The organism is Mesorhizobium sp. M0848 (assembly GCF_040319805.1).
In the GTDB taxonomy this organism is placed as follows: Bacteria; Pseudomonadota; Alphaproteobacteria; order Rhizobiales; family Rhizobiaceae; genus Mesorhizobium.
Map to the genome: position 1 here is coordinate 79,909 of NZ_JAMYOM010000027.1, position 17,978 is coordinate 97,886.

General features: G+C 61.0%; 21 protein-coding genes. 10 read left to right on the top strand and 11 right to left on the bottom strand.

Going from position 1 to position 17,978, the window contains the following annotated elements; all coding sequences use genetic code 11:
* Positions 1 to 33: 33 nt before the first annotated feature.
* The 6 genes from mobB to moaA form a co-directional block, all read right to left on the bottom strand.
* Entirely contained in the window at positions 34 to 543 is a 510-nt protein-coding gene (gene mobB / locus NKH95_RS26955; RefSeq protein ID WP_023813952.1) for a molybdopterin-guanine dinucleotide biosynthesis protein B, read from the bottom strand.
* Positions 540 to 1,166, bottom strand: coding sequence for a molybdenum cofactor guanylyltransferase MobA (mobA, locus tag NKH95_RS26960; RefSeq protein WP_352893786.1), 627 nt, complete (start codon positions 1,164 to 1,166; stop codon positions 540 to 542). The genes mobB and mobA overlap by 4 nt, the downstream gene beginning before the upstream one ends.
* Positions 1,167 to 1,221: 55 nt before the next feature.
* Positions 1,222 to 2,142 (bottom strand): DMT family transporter, encoded by a 921-nt coding sequence (locus NKH95_RS26965; RefSeq protein WP_023813954.1) that lies wholly within the window; start codon positions 2,140 to 2,142, stop codon positions 1,222 to 1,224.
* A gap of 225 nt (positions 2,143 to 2,367) precedes the next feature.
* Positions 2,368 to 2,727 (bottom strand): hypothetical protein, encoded by a 360-nt coding sequence (locus NKH95_RS26970; RefSeq protein ID WP_023813955.1) that lies wholly within the window; start codon positions 2,725 to 2,727, stop codon positions 2,368 to 2,370.
* A 120-nt stretch (positions 2,728 to 2,847) separates the two neighbouring features.
* Positions 2,848 to 3,282, bottom strand: coding sequence for a hypothetical protein (locus NKH95_RS26975; RefSeq protein WP_352893785.1), 435 nt, complete (start codon positions 3,280 to 3,282; stop codon positions 2,848 to 2,850).
* A 90-nt stretch (positions 3,283 to 3,372) separates the two neighbouring features.
* Positions 3,373 to 4,368 (bottom strand): GTP 3',8-cyclase MoaA, encoded by a 996-nt coding sequence (moaA, locus tag NKH95_RS26980; protein ID WP_352893789.1) that lies wholly within the window; start codon positions 4,366 to 4,368, stop codon positions 3,373 to 3,375.
* 193 nt (positions 4,369 to 4,561) lie between these two features.
* On the opposite strand from moaA, the gene NKH95_RS26985 reads away from it, so the two are divergent.
* Positions 4,562 to 4,915, top strand: coding sequence for a gamma-butyrobetaine hydroxylase family protein (locus NKH95_RS26985; protein WP_023813958.1), 354 nt, complete (start codon positions 4,562 to 4,564; stop codon positions 4,913 to 4,915).
* Between the two features lie 73 nt (positions 4,916 to 4,988).
* Positions 4,989 to 5,600 carry a pyridoxamine 5'-phosphate oxidase family protein gene (locus tag NKH95_RS26990; protein ID WP_352893791.1) on the top strand — a complete coding sequence of 204 codons (612 nt, stop codon included), beginning with the start codon at positions 4,989 to 4,991 and terminating at the stop codon, positions 5,598 to 5,600.
* Between the two features lie 17 nt (positions 5,601 to 5,617).
* On the opposite strand, the gene NKH95_RS26995 is transcribed toward NKH95_RS26990, so the two are convergent.
* Positions 5,618 to 6,070: a MarR family winged helix-turn-helix transcriptional regulator gene (locus NKH95_RS26995; protein WP_023813960.1), complete on the bottom strand. Its 453-nt coding sequence runs from the start codon at positions 6,068 to 6,070 to the stop codon at positions 5,618 to 5,620.
* Positions 6,071 to 6,117: 47 nt separating this feature from the next.
* On the opposite strand from NKH95_RS26995, the gene NKH95_RS27000 reads away from it, so the two are divergent.
* The gene (locus NKH95_RS27000; RefSeq protein ID WP_128303656.1) at positions 6,118 to 7,026 is read left to right on the top strand and encodes an alpha/beta hydrolase; all 909 of its coding nucleotides are present in this window, start codon (positions 6,118 to 6,120) and stop codon (positions 7,024 to 7,026) included.
* Positions 7,027 to 7,039: 13 nt separating this feature from the next.
* Here NKH95_RS27000 and NKH95_RS27005 read toward each other — a convergent pair whose 3' ends face one another.
* On the bottom strand, positions 7,040 to 7,435 hold the full coding sequence (locus NKH95_RS27005) for a rhodanese-like domain-containing protein (RefSeq protein WP_023813962.1): 396 nt from the start codon (positions 7,433 to 7,435) through the stop codon (positions 7,040 to 7,042).
* A gap of 108 nt (positions 7,436 to 7,543) precedes the next feature.
* Entirely contained in the window at positions 7,544 to 8,158 is a 615-nt protein-coding gene (locus NKH95_RS27010; protein ID WP_127297305.1) for a TetR/AcrR family transcriptional regulator, read from the bottom strand.
* A 98-nt stretch (positions 8,159 to 8,256) separates the two neighbouring features.
* Between NKH95_RS27010 and NKH95_RS27015 the strand changes: the two genes are divergently transcribed.
* The 3 genes from NKH95_RS27015 to NKH95_RS27025 all read left to right on the top strand — a co-directional run bounded on the left by NKH95_RS27015 (position 8,257) and on the right by NKH95_RS27025 (position 12,346).
* Positions 8,257 to 9,003 carry a 3-oxoacyl-ACP reductase family protein gene (locus NKH95_RS27015; RefSeq protein ID WP_352795439.1) on the top strand — a complete coding sequence of 249 codons (747 nt, stop codon included), beginning with the start codon at positions 8,257 to 8,259 and terminating at the stop codon, positions 9,001 to 9,003.
* A gap of 208 nt (positions 9,004 to 9,211) precedes the next feature.
* Positions 9,212 to 11,110: a L,D-transpeptidase family protein gene (locus NKH95_RS27020; RefSeq protein ID WP_352893793.1), complete on the top strand. Its 1,899-nt coding sequence runs from the start codon at positions 9,212 to 9,214 to the stop codon at positions 11,108 to 11,110.
* 345 nt (positions 11,111 to 11,455) lie between these two features.
* Positions 11,456 to 12,346, top strand: coding sequence for an arginase family protein (locus NKH95_RS27025; protein ID WP_352893794.1), 891 nt, complete (start codon positions 11,456 to 11,458; stop codon positions 12,344 to 12,346).
* A gap of 153 nt (positions 12,347 to 12,499) precedes the next feature.
* Here the strand turns inward: NKH95_RS27025 and NKH95_RS27030 are convergent, their stop codons facing one another.
* Both NKH95_RS27030 and NKH95_RS27035 read right to left on the bottom strand, forming a co-directional pair.
* Positions 12,500 to 12,985 (bottom strand): hypothetical protein, encoded by a 486-nt coding sequence (locus NKH95_RS27030; RefSeq protein WP_352677244.1) that lies wholly within the window; start codon positions 12,983 to 12,985, stop codon positions 12,500 to 12,502.
* Between the two features lie 220 nt (positions 12,986 to 13,205).
* Complete coding sequence (locus NKH95_RS27035; protein WP_024503292.1) at positions 13,206 to 13,463, bottom strand: PepSY domain-containing protein; 258 nt, start codon at positions 13,461 to 13,463, stop codon at positions 13,206 to 13,208.
* 671 nt (positions 13,464 to 14,134) lie between these two features.
* Here NKH95_RS27035 and NKH95_RS27045 point away from each other — a divergent pair.
* The 4 genes from NKH95_RS27045 to NKH95_RS27060 all read left to right on the top strand — a co-directional run bounded on the left by NKH95_RS27045 (position 14,135) and on the right by NKH95_RS27060 (position 17,955).
* The gene (locus tag NKH95_RS27045; RefSeq protein WP_352893796.1) at positions 14,135 to 14,488 is read left to right on the top strand and encodes a hypothetical protein; all 354 of its coding nucleotides are present in this window, start codon (positions 14,135 to 14,137) and stop codon (positions 14,486 to 14,488) included.
* A gap of 50 nt (positions 14,489 to 14,538) precedes the next feature.
* Positions 14,539 to 14,844, top strand: a complete 306-nt coding sequence (locus tag NKH95_RS27050) for a hypothetical protein (RefSeq protein WP_352728605.1) — start codon at positions 14,539 to 14,541, stop codon at positions 14,842 to 14,844.
* Between the two features lie 334 nt (positions 14,845 to 15,178).
* Positions 15,179 to 16,894: a hypothetical protein gene (locus NKH95_RS27055; RefSeq protein WP_352728607.1), complete on the top strand. Its 1,716-nt coding sequence runs from the start codon at positions 15,179 to 15,181 to the stop codon at positions 16,892 to 16,894.
* 41 nt (positions 16,895 to 16,935) lie between these two features.
* Positions 16,936 to 17,955: a DUF4062 domain-containing protein gene (locus NKH95_RS27060; protein ID WP_352893798.1), complete on the top strand. Its 1,020-nt coding sequence runs from the start codon at positions 16,936 to 16,938 to the stop codon at positions 17,953 to 17,955.
* The last annotated feature ends 23 nt before the right edge of the window (positions 17,956 to 17,978 follow it).

The window sequence follows — 17,978 nt, forward strand, 5'->3', positions numbered from 1 at the left end:
ATGGGCAAGGCTATTCTGCCGTTGCGTCAGCGCTCAAGCAACGAGCCCAGTGGTGCGCTCGATGAAGTCGGCTATCGATTTTGCATCGTCGAGATCGAATACCGGCAGCAGCTCGCCTTCAATCGCAAAATCGGCGGCGACAGCGACGATGTTGGGATCCTCCGCCGAAAGCGGCGTACGGTCCTTCGCATCCAGCCGGCGGGTTTCGATCTTGTCATGGGCTTCGCGCTTGTAGCCCTCGACCAGCACAAGGTCGCAAGGGGCAAGCCGCGACAGGACAGTCTCCAATGTCGGCTCGTCCTCGCCGCGCAGCTCGTGCATCAGTGCCCAGCGAACGCCGGAGACGATCGCGACTTCGGTGGCGCCAGCCTGCCGGTGGCGAAAACTGTCGGCGCCCGGTTTGTCGATGTCGAAATCATGATGGGCGTGTTTCACCGTCGAGACTTTCCAGCCGCGCCGGACAAGTTCGGTGACCAGCCTTTCGGTCAAAGTCGTCTTGCCGGAATTCTTCCAGCCGGTGATGCCGAAGACGCGTCTGTTCATGGCTTGATGCTCTGCAACAGACGCTCGGCAGACACAAGATCGTCCGGATCGTTGATGTTGAAGAAAGGGTCGACCCCCGCCGATTGCAGAACAGGGAATTCCACCTCGACAAAACCGTGCCGGTCGATGAAAGCCGAAACCCGCCTGATATCCTCGTCGACCAGAAAGTGCCGCAAGGCATCGCGGCAGCCGAGCGGCCAGAGCGCGAAGGTCGGGTGCCGCTTGCCGGCCGAGCAGGCAACGGCAATCGAACCGGGACTTTGATCGGCGGCCGCTGCCAGACGCCCGACAAGGTTCAACGGCAGGAAAGGCGTGTCGCCGGCAGCACTGACGATCGCTTTGCAAGACGTATTGGCCGCGGCCCATTCGAGGCCGGTCAGGATTCCGGCGAGCGGCCCGGCAAAGCCGGGCACGCTGTCGGCAAGCACCGGCAGTCCAAAGCGCAGGAATCGTGCAGGATCGCCATTGGCGCTGAGCGCCAGCGATTCTATTTGCGGGGTGAAGCGCGACACGACCTGGTCAAGCAGGCAGCCATCGCCAAGCGGCAACAGGCTCTTGTCGCCGCCGCCCATCCGTCTCGACTGGCCACCGGCCAGGATGATCCCCGCAATGTCTCGCTTCATGCCACGAAGCCTGTACGCCAGCCGTCGGAAATCACAAGAACCTTCAATGATCTGGCTAGATTCCGTCCGGAACCATGCTCGGCCCCGTGCTTTCGGCGACGATCTTGCGCCGGCCGGCGACCCGCTCGCGGTAGAGCGCATAGAGGCCCGAGCCGATGATGATGGTGGCGCCGACGATCATCGGCGGATCGGGGATATCGGCGAAGATGAACAGGCCAAGCAGGATCGACCAGATCAGGGCCGTATAGCGGAACGGCGCGATGAAGGAGATGTCGCCCGCCCGCATCGCCATGATGATGAACTGGTAGCCGATCAGCACCAGCACCGCCGCCAGGGCCAGCAGGGCTGTGCTGTCCCCCGTCATCGGCGTCCAGCCGCCCATTGCCGGCAACAGCGCCGCACCGACGATGGTCATGGCAAGCGCGGTTGCCGTCGACACCAGCAATGTCGGAATGGCCTTGGGAATTTGCTTGGTGGCGAGATCGCGCACCGCACAACAGGCAACGCTGGCCAGCGCCGCCAGCGAGTAGATGCTGAACCCTTCGAAGCCAGGCCGCACGATGATCAGCACGCCGGCAAATCCGATGGCGATGGCCAGCCAGCGCCGCCAGCCGACAGCCTCGCCAAAGACGAGCGCGGCCCCCATCGTCACCGCCAGTGGCAGCGCCTGCAGCACCGCCGAAACATTGGCGATCGGCAAATGGGCGAGGGCGACGAGAAAACTCACCGTGGCACCGGCCTCGCTGATCACGCGCAGGGCCACCAGAGGCTGCAGCATCGAGCCCGGGCGGGCGAGCGCGCCGCGCTGCCAGGCGAGCAAGCCAACGAAAAGCGAAGCGAAAGCCCCACGGATCAACATGACCTGCGCCATGTTCATCGATTGTGACGAGTATTTGGTGATGGCGTCGTTGAGGCAGAAGCCGGCCATCGCCACCATCATGAACAACGCGCCGCGAATATTTGGTGACAGGGGCAAGACGGCTACCGGTTCTGCTAATGCATGTCGCCCAAAAGTGACCTCGATTTTTGGGAAACGGCATGCATAAGAAACAAAGACCTAAAGCGCGTCACCTGAATCCGTTCAAACGCGACGCGCTTTAGGCAGCAAGCCTGTAACAGCCGGGCATGAAACAGCAATAGCAAAGGGCTGGGCCACAGCCTTGTTTGTGGCCCAGAAGATCACCTGCAATGGCGGCAGAACTTACTTCTTCGGCGTCAGCACCTCGGTGCCATTGCCTTCCTTGCCGGCGATGGTCCACAGACCATGCAGCGAGCCGTCGTCCGTCATCTTGTAGACGACGAGGCCGATATCCTTGCCCATGACATAGCCGGCGGAGAAGGCGTCATCGTTGCGCATGCAGATGCCGTCGGAAGATGAGCCACCGGTTTCCCAATGGATCGCGCAGGTCGTCCCGCTGGTCAGCGTGATGGTGGCTTCGCCGCCATAGGCCGAACCGTCGAAGTTGGTGCCGGCGACCGTATAGGTGCCGCCGATCGACTGCGCCGCGGCGGGCGCGGCCGCGAGACCGAGCAAGGCGAGAGAAAGAATGAGTTTGCGCATGATGTATTCCCCCTGTGAGCGAAGAGCCGCTTCCAGAGAAAGGCTAGGCTGGAACAGACTGGCCGTAAATCCGGCTGCGGTTCGCGAACAAGACTTTTTCTGGGGTGTGGTCCGAAACGTTCATGGTCCCTTGAGACTGCCGGCAATGGCGCCGACCAGCGGGTCGTATTTCGACTTCAGGGCCGGAGGGTAATCGACCCATACCGTGCGGATGACGCCATCTCCACCAAACAGGCGCCGCTCGTAAAAGATCTTTCCTTCCTTCAAGCCCGACAGCACTGCCCAGTCCTTTCCGGCCCTGCTGTAGGTCACCTTGTAGCCCGGCTCGTTGCTCGCCTTCTGCGCCGCGACAAAGCCTTTCGGCGTATCGTCGTCGATGTTGAGGATGCCCGAGCAGATCAGGCTGGCACCGTCGGCACTCAGCCATTGCTGTCCGTCGCCATTGTCGGGCTCCGGCTGGCGATCGGTAAAGACATCGTCGGGAAAGGTGCAGACGGTGCCGTAGCGCTCGTTCACATAGGTGAACGGCGCTGCGACCGCACTGGCTGCTGCCATTGTCGCAATGGCCAGGAATGAAGAGTGCAGCCGCATGCTCGCCTCGAAATCATGATCCCGAAGCGATCTTGCATGAATTTCACGAAAAGATCAGCCGCCGGTGACGCTCATGTGGCGCGACACCGATGGGCGGCTGGTGCGGCGGTCGATGATGAAGTCATGGCCTTTCGGCTTGCGGCCGATCGCTTCGTCTATCGCTTCGGCGACCAGTTCGTTGCCTTCGGAGGCGCGCAAGGGCGAGCGCAGGTCGGCTGCGTCTTCCTGGCCGAGGCACATATAGAGGGTGCCGGTGCAGGTCAGCCGGACGCGGTTGCAGCTCTCGCAGAAATTATGCGTCATCGGCGTGATGAAGCCGAGGCGTCCGCCGGTTTCGGCGACATGGACGTAGCGGGCCGGGCCGCCAGTCTTGAAGGGGATGTCGGTCAGCGTGAACTGGCGTTCCAGAGAAGCACGCAGCAGCGACAGCGGCAAATACTGGTCGGTGCGGTCGGCATCGATCTCGCCCATCGGCATGGTTTCGATGACCGTCAGGCCCATGCCGCGGCCATGCGCCCAGCGCATCATCTCGGGCAGCTCGGCGTCGTTGAAATCCTTCAGCGCCACCGCGTTGAGCTTGACCTTCAACCCGGCCGCCTGCGCGGCATCGATGCCTTGCATGACCTTGTCGAGATGGCCCCAGCGGGTGATCTTGTGGAACTTGTCGGGATCGAGCGTATCGAGCGACACGTTGATGCGCTTCACGCCGCAATCGGCGAGTTCGGCGGCAAAGCGCGACAGCTGCGAGCCGTTGGTGGTCAGCGTCAGTTCTTCCAGCGCGCCGCTGGCGAGATGCCGCGACAGCTGGCGCACGAGATGCATGATGTTCTTGCGCACCAGCGGCTCGCCGCCGGTGAGGCGCAATCGCCTGACGCCCTTTTCGATGAAAACCGTGCACAGCCGGTCGAGCTCTTCCAGCGACAGCAGGTCCTTCTTCGGCAGGAAGGCCATGTCCTCGGCCATGCAATAGGTGCAGCGGAAATCGCAGCGGTCGGTGACCGACACGCGGAGATAGCTGATCGTGCGACCAAAGGGGTCGATCATGTCCATGCTTCAAGCGCTTCCCGTGAACGACGTCGTTATATACCGCTATGTGATACGATACGGACTGGCATTCAAGATAGCCGGTGTTGATCTTTGGTAACATCTCTCAGCCGACATCGCATGTCGGTCGGCCTTGTCAGGTCTTTTCCCGTTTGGCGAAGCGGCGTAGGGAAGGGTGGATGATACGGGATCGAACAGCATGACCGCACCGAAAGAACTCCGGGTCTCGAAGGACCGCAAACTGCTGTCCGTCACATTTCCCGACCATCGGCCGTTCGAACTGCCGGCGGAACTGCTGCGCGTCGCCTCGCCATCGGCCGAGGTGCAGGGCCATTCGCCGGATCAGCGGGTGACGGTTCCCGGCAAGCGCAATGTCGCCATTCTCAAGATCGAGCCAGTCGGCAACTACGCCGTGCGCATCACCTTCGACGATTTCCACGACACCGGCATCTTCACCTGGAATTACCTGCATACGCTCGGCCACGAGAAGGATGCGCGCTGGGAGGCTTATCTCGCGGAGCTTGCGGAAAAGGGCCTGAGCCGGGACCGCTAAAATTGATTCCCCTCGCTGTCGTCAAAACGTCATCGAGATGGCGTAGCGCCGGCAAAGGTTTGGAGGCGAAAACATGTCCGTCATCACCACGGTCGAGCAGCTCGAGGCGCTCTACGGCGTTCCAGGCGAGGCCTCGCTGGTCAAGGAACTCGACCACGTCATTCCCGAATATGCCGCCTTCATCGAAGCCTCGCCGTTCGTCGCGCTGGCGACCGGCGGACCGGAGGGACTGGACTGTTCGCCGCGCGGCGATCTCGCCGGCTTCGTGCGCATCCATGATCCGAAAACCCTGATGATGCCGGATCGTCGCGGCAACAACCGCGCCGATTCGCTGAAAAACATCATCCGCGACCCACGCGTCGGCCTGCTGTTCCTGGTACCGGGCTCCGGCACGACGCTGCGTGTCAACGGCCGCGCTCATATCACCACGGATACGGCGCTGTGCGCATCATTCACGGTGGACGGCAAGGCGGCGCGATCGGTAACCGTCGTCGACATCGATTCGGTCTATTTCCAATGCGCCCGGGCCATCGTCCGTTCCGAGCTCTGGAACGCGGCAAGGCACGTCGACCCGAAGTCGCTGCCGACGCCCGGACAAATCCTGGAAATCACCAGCCGCAGCAACATCGACGGCGAAACCTACGACAAGGAATGGCCGGAGCGGGCGAAGAAGACGATGTGGTAGGTCTGGCTGAAAGGTCGTCACGCCTCTTTTAGCACATCATAGATCTTGCGCATCTGCTCGCCGATCATGTCGCATTGTTCCGGCGTCGACTGGCTCATCGCCTTCTCGATCAGCGCCATATGCACTTTCAGCGCCTGCATCAGCAGCGCCTCGCCGGCCTCGGTGAGCGCGAGCCGCAGGATGCGCTTGTCCTTCTCATCACCTTCGCGGCGCAGCAGGCCGCGCGCCTCCAGCTGCGGCAAAAGCATGGTGATGTTGGAGCGGCCGACGAGCAGCTTGCGGGCAAGATCGTGCTGCGACATGCCGGGGTGGCGATAGAGGTTCATCAGCACGTCGAGCTGCGCCGGTTTCAAATCGAGCGGTGCAAGCTTCACCGCGAGCGTGCGCTCCAGCACATGGCAGGCGCGCGCCACCGCGACCCAGTTGCGGAAACGGGGGTTGTCCCAAGGCAGCTCTTGTTTATTGTTCATCTTTGAACTATTATGTTCATGCTTGAACGTATGGATGGATTTTCACTATGGCATCATTCGGGCTGAAGGTCATCCGGGGCGTGTTCGGTGCGGCAGAGCGTGTCGCGCCGCGGCTTAGCGGACGCGCGGCGTTCGAATTGTTCTGCCGCACCCCGAATGTCAAGGCGCTCAGCGATGGCGAGCGCCGCGCTGTCGAGCGTGCGGCCGGGTTCATGACCGAGGCGCGACATCACCGACTGAAGACCGCGACCGGCTGCGTCATGGTGCACGAGTTCCGGCCCGAGCCGGGCAGGGCGGCCGCCGGCACGGTGCTCGTCGTCCATGGCTGGCGCTCGCGCACCGAATATATGCGCGCCTTGATCGAAGGCTATCGCGCCGCCGGCTACAGGGTCGTTTCGCTTGACCTGCCCGGCCACGGCCAGTCGCAGGGCCGGCGCCTGAACATGGTCAATGCCGTGGATGCGGTGCGAATTGCCGGCGAATGGTTCGGCCCCTTCGTGGCGGCGGTCGGCCATTCCTTCGGCGGCGCCGTCGCCGCCAATGCCATCGCCGGTTCGGTCAAGAACATTCCGCCGCTGGCGGCCGGACGCCTGGTGCTGATCGCGGCGCCAAGTTCCCTGCCGGCGATCTTTGCCGACTTCAGTCATATGTTGAATGTCGGCCCGCGCTCGCAAGCCGCCATGGCGGACCGGGTCGAGCATCTTTCCGGCCGGCCGCTGCACGAATTCACCGGCGACCGTCAGCTCGCCCAGGCGCCGGTGCCGACCCTGGTCATCCATGCGCAGGACGATCGCGAAGTGTCGGCCGATCATGCAAGGCGCTATGCCGGCGCCGGCGGCCATGTGCGGCTCTACTGGGCCGACGGGCTCGGCCACCGCCGTATTCTCGCCGACAAGGGCGTGGTCGAACGCGCCGTCGGCTTCGTGACGCATCGCGAGCCATTGCTGCTGCACTGAGCGGCGGTCGAGATTATTTCTTCTTCTCGCCGGGTTCGACCGGCAGTCCGGCGGCCTTCCAGGCGGTGTAGCCGCCAAGGATGTGCTTGACCGGCGAAAGCCCCATGTCCTGCGCCGTCTTTGTGGCCAGCGCCGAGCGCCAGCCGCCGGCGCAGAAGAACACGAAGCTCTTTCCCGAGGCGAAGAACGGCTTGTGGTAAGGGCTTTCGGGGTCGATCCAGAACTCCAGCATGCCGCGCGTGACATGCTTGGCGCCGGGAATCTTGCCGTCGCGTTCCACTTCGCGTGGATCGCGCAGATCGACGAAGATCGTGTCTTCATCGTCGAGCAGCCCGGCCGCTTCCTCCGGCGAAACCACCTCGATCACGGCGTTCGCCTCGTCCAGCAGCTCGCGATAACCCTTTTTCACACTCTCATCCCTCCCGGCCTTGCCGGCCCTAGCATTGCTGGCCTCCCGGCCTTGCCGGCCCTAGCATTGCTGGCAAGTCAGAATTTCGAGCACACCAGCCGGCGTTTGTCACGCCGCGTTGCCGCCGGCCAGCGTCCTCCAGGCCGCCATGGCCCCGGCAACCGTCGCCAGCAGGGCATCGTGCGAGGCGCCGTCGCGTGCCTGGATCGACATGCCGTGCTGGACCGTGGCGAAGAAAGTCGCGGCGGCGCTCGCATCGAAATTCGCCGGCAATTCGCCTTCGGCAACGCCGCGCTCGAGACGCTTCCGCAGGGCGGTGTGGTTTTCGGCACGACGACGGCGCAGATCGTCGCAGATGGCGCCTCGGCTCGAATCCTGATGCAGCGCGCCGAGCGTGATCAGGCAGCCCTGCGGACGATCGCTCTGCGCATAGGCCTTCGCCGTCAGGCTCAGGAATTGTTCGATCGCCTGCCGCGCGGTCGGAGCCTCGTCCAATGCCAGCCAGATGTCGGCACCCTCGGTGTGCGAGTAAAAATCCGTCGCCTCCAGGAACAGCGCCTCCTTGCTGCCGAAGGCGGCGTAGAGGCTGGGCGAGTTGATGCCCATGGCGGCGGTCAGCTCGCTCATCGATGCGCCTTCGTAGCCACGCGCCCAGAACACCTGCATCGCACGTCGCAGGGCTGCGGTTCGATCGAAGGTGCGGGGACGGCCTCGTTCCGACATGATGCTCTTTTCTGTGTTGATCGATACATAATTAAGTTGACGCCGACGGGCAAGGCTGACAGATATTTATGTATCGATCGTTACAAAAGGAGAATTTGATGTCTTCCAGCAAATTGAACGGCAAGGCCGCGCTCGTCACCGGCGGCAGTCGCGGCATCGGTGCGGCGATTGCGCGACGGCTCGCGGCCAACGGCGCCAGTGTCGCTCTGACTTATGTGCATGGCGAGGAGCAGGCTCGCTCGGTTGTGGCCGAAATCAAGGCCAAGGGCGGCCGCGCCATCGCGATCAGGGCCGACAACCGCGATGCGGTGGCTATAGAAAAGGCCGTCTACGACGCAGTGACCGCTTTTGGCCGGCTCGACATCCTGGTCAACAGCGCCGGCATCTGGCGGGCCGCCCCCATCGACACGCTGTCGCTCGCAGATTTCGACGAGACCATGGAGGTCAATCTCCGGGCTCCATTCATCGCCTCGAAGGCGGCGGCCGTGCATATGGGTGAGGGCGGCAGGATCATCTCGATTGGCAGCAACCTTGCCGAGAGGGCGACCGACGGCAGCCTCACGGCCTATTCAGCCAGCAAGGCGGCGCTGGTCGGCCTGACCAAGGCGCTGGCGCGCGACCTCGGCGCGCGCGGCATCACCGCCAACGTCGTCCACCCCGGTTCGACCGACACCGACATGAACCCGGCCGACGGCCCGCACGCCGAGCATCAGCGCCGGAAGATGGCAACACCGCGTTTCGGCAAGGCCGATGACATTGCCGGTATGGTCGCCTGGCTTGCAGGCCCTGAAGGCCGCTTCGTCACCGGCGCTGCCCTGACCATCGATGGCGGCGCCAACGCCTGATCCGAGAGATTTCCGGCTGGGGCGGAACAACCCTCCGCTCCAGCCGTCACGATCTTGTGAAACCGTTCTGCAACAGGCTTTCCAAAATTTATGAAAGCTTAACGAAATCGGTATGAATCAGTATAGTCGCGCCTTACATCCGCCATGCGGTGAGCGGGACGATCTAGCGTGCGGAACGGGAACCGGTTGCGGCCGGAGCGGGTGATTCATGAAATTCCTCGGAAACAAAGCAACCGTGATGCCGCTGATGGCAATCACGGCAACGCTGGCTTTCGGTGTACCCCAGGCAGGCGCGCAGGGGCTCTTCGACATGCTTTTCGGCGGCGGCGTCAAGCATGCGCCGAAAGGCGAGTTTCCGCCCCCGCCACCGAAGCACAAGCCAAAGCCGAAGGCTCCGGCCAGCGGTGGCGGTGGCGGTGGCGGTGCGAGAATCAGCAGCCCATCCTACTACACCTACAAGGCCGACCGGCTGGTTCGCGTCGACTTCTCGGCGCTGGCCCCGACGCCAGAGCCGGCAACGCCACAGGATGCGGCTTTCGTGCCGTCGGCAACGGGCGCTGCGTTTCGTGATGCGGTTGCCAGCTTGGGCGACTACGAACTCTTAGCCGAGCCCGACATCGCCAAGGCGCTGATCGCCTATTACTCGGCCAATCCGGATTTCATCTGGATAAGCGGAACCAGCCTCAACAGCCGCGCGCAGAATGCGGTGCGGGTGCTTGGCGAGGCTTCAAGCTATGGCCTCGCGCCCGCCGACTATACGGTCGAAGTGCCCGCTGCCGGCGCATCGTCGGCCGATGCCAATGCGCAACTGAAAGAGCTCGTCCGTTTCGAGATGGCGCTTTCCGCGCGTGTGCTGCGCTATGCCCACGACGCCCAGAACGGCCGCGTCGATCCCAACCGCATGACCGGCTACTATGATTTTCCGGCCAAGCCGCTCGACTTGCAAGGCGTGCTGAGGACGCTGGCGCATACCCAGCAAGTGCGCACCTATCTCGAATCGCGGCATCCGCAGAATGCGGAATACCAGGCGCTGCGCGTCGAGCTGGAATCGCTGCAGGCCAGCGCTGAAAACGAAATCGTCGTCGACCCCAAGCTGTTGCTGAAGCCGGGCGAAACCAGCCCTGAACTGCCGAAGCTGCTGACCCTGATCGCGCGCAATCTCGATGACGAGATGGGCGGCGCCTATGGCGAGATCCTGTCCAGGCTGGCCACCAGCGACGTCTACGTTCCGGAACTGGTCCCGGTCATCAAGGCCGTGCAGCAGAAGGCAGGCATGAAGGGCGACGGCGTCATCGGCCCGCGCACCGTCGCGACGCTGGCCGGAACATCCAAGGCCGACAAGCTGCTGAAGGTGGAAGTGGCGCTGGAGGAACTGCGCTGGCTGCCCTCCGATCTTGGCAGCCCGCGCGTCTTCATCAACCAGCCGGCCTTTACCGCAAGCTACATCGACAATGGCGAGGAAAAGCTGAAGACGCGTGTCGTCGTTGGCCGGACCACCAACCAGACCTCCTTCTTCTACGACCAGATCAAGCAGGTCGATTTCCATCCCTATTGGGGCGTGCCGCAGTCGATCATCGTCAACGAGATGCTGCCGAGATTGCGCAACGATCCGGGCTATCTCGACCGGGCCGGCTACGAGGTGACGGATTCGCGCGGCAAGCGCATTCCTTCGTCGGCGGTCAATTGGGGCGCCTATGGCTCCAACATCCCCTACAGCGTTCGCCAGCAGCCGAGCGAGGCCAACGCGCTGGGCGAGTTGAAGATCCTGTTCCCCAACAAGCACGCGATCTACATGCACGACACCCCGCAGAAATCATTCTTCCAGCGGGATATGCGCGCGCTCAGCCATGGCTGCGTGCGGCTGCAGGACCCGCGCGGCATGGCAGCGGCGGTGCTTGGCACCTCCGTGGACTATATCGCCGAGAAGCTGAAGCACGGCCATGCGACCGAGAATGTGACGCGCACGATCCCGGTCTATGTCGCCTATTTCACCGCATGGCCCGATCTGTCCGGCAAGGTCGAGTATTTCGGCGACGTCTACGACCGCGATTCGCGCCTGAAGCAGGCTCTGGACGCTACGGAGGCGGTTCGCTCGCCTTCGAGTTGATCCAGGACTTCCGGTAGGCCGTTAACTCATAAATACGGCATGACCGAAAGCGGAAAGGCGGCTGAGAGGGAACGAGGAGCGGCGGCTACCGTTATCGAACAAGCTCAAAACGCAACTGTGATCCTGTTTCGGTAGGGACGAACGATGTTGAGCGATCGAAGCGATTCTGCGACGGTGTTTTGCCATCGTCGGCATTCTGCCGATGGCTGACGAAGGTCGACCAAGCTACGGAAGTGGGCACGTTTCGCTTCAGCGTTCAGATGGAAGGGCCTTCATTCGCGATCACACGGCCACAAAACAGAGGCCCTGACCTACTCCGCAAAATAGTCACTAATGGAGGCGCCTATGCCGAGCCATTATGCGATTCTCGAAGCCCCTTCCACGCTGGGCCTGGCGACCGACGGTGTGGAGCGCTTGCCTGACCGGCTCCTTGACCTTGGCCTTGCGGAGCGCATCCATGCGCGCCACGCCGGGCGGCTGGTTGTGCCTCCGAAGGACCCGACGCCCGATCCCGAGACCGGCACCCTGAACGCCAGGGCAATTGCGCAGTGGTCGCCCAAGCTCGCCGACGCCGTGGAAGCGGTGCTTGACGCAGGCGGGTTTCCAGTGGTGCTGGGCGGCGATTGCACGATCGTGCTGGGCTCGGCGCTCGCGTTTCGACGACGCGGCCGCTACGGCTTGCTCTTCATTGACGGCAATGCCGATTTCTTCCAGCCAGAGGCGGAACCCAATGGTGAGGGCGCCTCGATGGACCTCGCCTTCGTCACCGGCTACGGTCCGTCGCTCCTGACCGACATCGAAGGTCGCGGTCCTCTGGTCCGCCCTGAAGACGCTGTCGCCTTCGCGTATCGCGATCACAAGGATCAGGAGGAGTACGGAAGCCAGCCGCTCCCCGAAGAGCTCAAGGTGCTTGACCTTCCCGCTGTGCGCGCCACGGGCATCGAGGCCGCCGCACGCGAAGCGGTCGATCACCTGACGAGAGCGGAATTGGACGGCTTCTTCATCCATCTCGACGCCGACTGTCTCGACGACGTCATCATGCCAGCTGTCGATTTTCGCGTGCCAGGCGGGTTGTCGTGGGACGAGCTGACGGCCGCGCTCCGGCTTGCCTTGGCGAGCGGCAAGGCAGTCGGCCTCGAGATCACCATCTACAATCCGCGCCTTGATGAGGACGGCAGCGTCGGACGCGGCCTCGCCGACGTACTGGCCGCTGCGCTCGGAACAGCAGCGCCATGACGACGAGCTATGGCTGCTCTCAGGCAGCAAGGCGCACTGAGCGACCGATTTGAGATCGTTTTCCGACTGGCGGCTTTCACAATGCGGCGGAATCTGTTTCTTTCAGGCTCGGCATGAGCCGATATGCCGGGCTCGCGATTGTGAGCCTGCAAGCTAGTAGCGCTGGAACAATGGCCGCCGGAAGCCGGCGTCGCGCCCGGCGATCAGCCAATAGAGCAACCCGGCGACAAGTCCGGCAGCGGCAATGATGCCGATGTCGACCCAACGCTCCGGGTCCATATCCTCCGGTGCACTCGGCCAGATCAGGGCGAAACCGCCGACCGCGGCGCCGGCGCCGAAAACCATGTGCAGCAGGACATTGCGCAACGAGAAGAACTCGGCGATCAGCGCGAAGATCAGCGTCTGCAGCGCGGTCACCACGATCGTCAGGAAATAGACGAACATGCCGAGCGGCGGCACCAGCAGCACCGCGATCGGCGAAACGCCCATGACGTCGAAATAGTTGGGCGCGTTGGGCAAGGAACTGAGCACGCCATAGATCACCGCGATGGCGATCAGGCCGACCAGCACCGACACGAAGTAGCCGGCCAACATCATCAATATGCGCTTCATCACGTGCTTCGCCGTCGCCATGCCCATCCCCCAATGCGGCGCCCAGAGCTATTCCAGGAAAAGTGTGAAACGGTTTTCCGCCCGGAATCGCGTCAAAACAGAGAGTTAGAGCGGTTCGCCGTTTCTGTGAAACGGTGAAGTGCTCTGGCGCACAGTCAGCCATCAAAGTGAGACTGACGCAAGGGGAGGCGCCCGCGCCGGGAATGGTCGCTGACACGGCCGGGAACGAAATGTCTGCGAGCGAACCCTATTTCGGCTCCGCCGTCACAGGATCATAGGTGATTTCAACCTTCGCCTTGTCTGCCGTGTAATAGGTGACGGTGTAGGCACCGCTGTCCCAGTCGACCTCGTCCACATAGCGAAAGCCGTCGCGCTGCTCGACCTTGGCGATGATCTCCGACAGCTTCTTGGCATTGGGTGGCGGCAGCGGCTTGTCGTCCGCGGCCAAGGCCGGCGCGCCGGCGAGAAGAACGGCGACGCTGGTCGCCAGCAGAAATCTGGACATGGCTTTCCCTCAAGTTTTCGTCGGAGAGAAACTCGCTGGCGTGCCGGTTTGTTCCGCGGCTGGAATGCGTGCCGATTCAGTCCGCCGGTTTGCAGCTGCCCGAATGGGGCCGCCGCCCGCTTAACTTACGCAGCGCGTCGTTGAGCGGGGTGGAGACCTGAACGGGTTCGACGAGGGTCGACGGCGGTCACGATGCCGTGGTGGTGATCGCAATAGACGCGATCCGCCGAAGTTGGCCCGGCACAAAAACGATAGCCGCCGGGTACCGACCGGTCTTCGCTCACCGGGAAGCGGCACTGATAGAGGCCTAGCTGAATGAGGGGGACGTCTTTCGAAATCGGTCTGATGTTTTCAGGCATGGTTTTTCAAGTTCCTGGTTCATAGCCATTGCCGGCTGACGACCGCTGTGCGACCGCGTCAAAGCGAGCTTCTCTCGTTTTGGAGGGCTGTGGATCACCATATGGTGTTGATCGCAGCGTCAATGAAGCCCGAAACCCTGCTTTTCGGAAGTCAATCATTGCGACTTAAGGCCACACCGGCTGCTGGGCGGGCGGGCTACGGAAGCGAATACATCTGTCAGGAGACAGTGCGGTCGCGTCCCTGAGCATCTCTTCGAACCGTTGCGCCGGTGCTATGGTGTGCCTGCATGATCAGAGAGCAGGATATGAGGCATGCCCGAAATCACCCGCCGTACACTTCTTGCGTTCACCGCCGTGGCCTCGGCCATTGAACCGACGTTTGCCGAAGAGGAAGGTGCCTCACCCGAATTGCGGGCGCTGATCGGAGCCCATGAAGCCAGCTATGTCGGGCTTCACAGGGTTGTTCATCAAGCGGGCAGCAGCAGCCACGAACGCAAGACGGCAGACCGGATTGAACAGGAAGCATTGCTGGCCATCTGCTCCTATCCGGCGATCAGCCGAGGCGACCGCCGGGCCAAGGCCGATTACCTGTTGACCGCTGAGGCTCGCGGTGAACTCGACCTGGAAGAGCACATGCAGGCCATCCTGCACTCGATGAAGCGCTGATCGCGGCTCGACCGGCGTAGGGCAAAGCTTGGACGCATCAACAGGAGTCCATGCACGGCGACTATCTCGCCGTTTCCATTGCTGCGACCACGCATCAGTGGCTAATGGACGAAGCGGTCAGCAACCTGTCGGGCAAATGGCGGCCCGATGAATCCCCGTCCGTGCAGCTGGAACCGGAACGCTACACCGTCTATTGCGCCGACAACCGCATCGAGGTTTCGCTCTGGAATCTCGAGCAGATGAAGGTGCGGCGCAGCTCCAATGTCTGTCAGTTCCAGAGCTATACCAGTTACAGCAGCGCCTTGAATTTCGCGCAGAAGAATTTTGGCGGGGAAGGGGAGGGGTGTAGTTGTTGAAGCTGGTTATGGCTTGGAGCGCGTTGGATCCTCCTTCTGCAAGGCGATGTGCTTTTGGGAAGGCGATTAAGCTAATGGGAAACACGCAGTGAAGAATTCATCCGGCCCGCGGTCCAGAGTGCGCTAGCGTCTTTGTAGGGTGAGGAGGGCATGATAGAAAATACTCACATCTTTTAGATCGTCGGCCACAACCCGTTTTGATGTTCCCATTTTTACCGGTGCAGCCACTTATCTTCGAAAAAACTGTTACTCCCGTGGCTAGCGGCCAAATCGCCGTTGATTTAGTGCAAAAAGTAGTCATGTTCTTGTTAAGTTCACGCTAGGGGCGGTGGCGATGTCTGGACATGAAAAGTTGCTCAAGAGGGTTCGGGAGAGCGCCGAGAATCTTGGGCAGTTACTTGGCCCTTCCAGCAACATACCGTTGGAGCAATACGTCGATTTTACCGACGTACGGGGCCTTCACGATGCACTTGGCATCGAGGTGGACCAAGTCACCTTTGAGGACTTGGAACGCATCATCCTTATCCGAGACGGATTGTATGCCGTCATCGAAAACACCAAGGACCTTGAGGAAGATGCTGAGCACTCAATCGAGCAGTTGTCGAACGCCCTAAGCCGGCTCTACGTGGACCTAGAAGCGCTTCTCAAATCTAAGAATGCGATGGTCGACAGCGCTAAGGCTACGGTCGCCGAACAGAGCGAAACTAGCGAGATACAGATTTCCAAAGCTGGGAATATCGCCCAAAATATCATCAATGTCTCGAACGAGGTTATCAACAACGTTACCATCAGCCAGCGGACCATTCAGATTAACATCCTGAACGGCGTCAGCATTGATACCCTTAGAAATCTAAAGGTGAGGATCCAGCGGCTAAGCGCGAGCGCATTCGCTGTGAAGGTTCACCTCAATGCTAAGGTCATTTACGAGGGGACGATAAAATTCCTCACCGCAGGCGCTGACAAAGTCCTCTCAGACATCAGGGCAATTGCAGAAGCGCTGAAGGCGAGCTTTACCTCGGCGGCGGATCTCGTAAAGAGTCTCGAACCTGTAATCGCGGCAGGCACCCGCTTCGTAAAAGTGGTCGGCAGCTTGATTACTGGTGCCTTGGATGATGAACCGGCCCAGAAAGAGGTTACATTCAAGGTTGCCCGTATCCTACAGAGCAGGGGGCTCATATGCTCGACGCCTTTGGCTGATGGGGGCATCGCCATTGGTGGCCGCAACAGTATATTGGTTACCGTAGAACCTTCTGGAAAGGCGACGCCGCAGGTCATCGAAGGCAATCAGACGATACTAGCCATCTCGGAAATGGCGTCTGGGCGCTATGCCTTGGGGACTCATGACGGGTTCCAAATATGGTCGCCTTCTCACACGGGGTTCCGGGGTGAGAGGTCGAGCTTTTACGAGAAAGTCGTCGCGATATCTCGGCGGCAGCGCCGCAAGAGCGTCGAGACGATTGTCTCAGCCACCAGCGATGGCGGCATTAGGCGCTGGTGGACGCCGGCAGAAGGTTTGGACCAAGTCCGTGATAGTGACATGGTTCCGCGCGACGTCGTGAACCGGGTGGGACGATCCATTCAGGCGCTCGAAACGAGGGGCAACCATGTACTCGTCGCAACCGGTAACCGCATCGTGGTGCTAGACCAAGATTTTGATACCGAAAGGGATATCGACCTTGGGCAGCGCATTAATGCTATGTGCGTACTGAGCGAACATGAGGTGGTCGCCGTCGGAGAAGGATTAGTTGCTGTAGTCGACTTCAGCGTTGGTGTTTTCTCTCGCGTGCTTAGTGTTCCCGCATTTGTCGACTACAGCAGTGTGGCCAAACTTGGAGAAGGGTTGATCGCTGTAGCGACTAGCACCGGAATCCTTCGGTCAATCAACCTTCGGTCTGGCGGTGAAACTGGTGAGATTGACCTGTCGATGCCAGTGAGAGGGCTTGCTGTCGCAGGGCGTTTTCTTGTCGCCTACGGTGGCGACTGGAATAAGCCGTCTAAGTCGCTCTGCCTCGTGTCGTGGGAAGAGAGCGAAGCACGTATCGCAGCGTGATAGTGTGCCACGGTCTCCGCAACCGAGCAGGGAGAACGTCTATGGACGTCAAATATCAGGTGTTCGTCAGCTCAACCTATGCTGACCTGATCGACGAGCGCCGCTCTGTCATCGAATCTATCTTAAATATGGGCCATATACCGGTCGGGATGGAGGCTTTTCAGGCTAGCGATGATAGCCAGTGGGATTACATCAAACGCCGCATCGACGACAGCGACTACTACGTCCTGATTGTCGCGGAGCGGTACGGCTCTGAGCTGAAAGGGAAGAGTTACACGCAGATGGAGTATGAGTATGCCGTCTGCCAGAATGTCCCTACTGCGGCTTTCTTGCTTGAAAGCATGGCTCGCAAGATCTGGCCTGCGGAGAAGGTAGAATTTGAGAAGAAAGCCAAGCTGGAGCGATTTCGCCGGCTGTGCGAGAAGAAATTGGTCAAATACTGGCGCAACAAGGACGATCTGGCCGGTAAGGTCGCGATGGCTTTGAACGAGCTAACCCGCCAAAAACCTCGAACGGGCTGGGTCAGAGCTGACAACCTCCCGTCTGCCCAAGTCTTAGCAGAGTTGGCACTGTTATCTGAGGAGAAGCGCTCCCTTCAACAACAGGTCGAGCGCCTCACCGGCGAGGACGTGCTTACTATTCCCGGCGATTATATGTGGCGCATTCGGCGATTGGAGGAGGAGAGCATCGAGAGCGTGCTTGCCTGGAAAGAAGATCAAGGCACCAAGCCGCTACTGGATCTCTTCTTGGAACTCGATTTTGTCCTCGTAAGAAGCCCGGACACAGACGATCTCAAGGAGCATTTTCGTGATTTTGTAAATTACGAGCTTGAGGTCTGCGAGCTGGAATCGGTGATGAACGAATATGTGAAACACGGACTTCTGGACGCGAACACCATCTTCAATGGCCATGCCGAGCCGGTGTCGACATATCACCTAACCGACAGGGGCAAGCAGTTTTTGATGTATGCAACTGAATGGCGATCCCGGAAGTCCGCCGCGAAACGGCAAGAACATTCCACAACCCCTGATTCAGATCCACCAGCCCAAATACAACCCTGATCCGGTTCCGCACCCGATGGCTA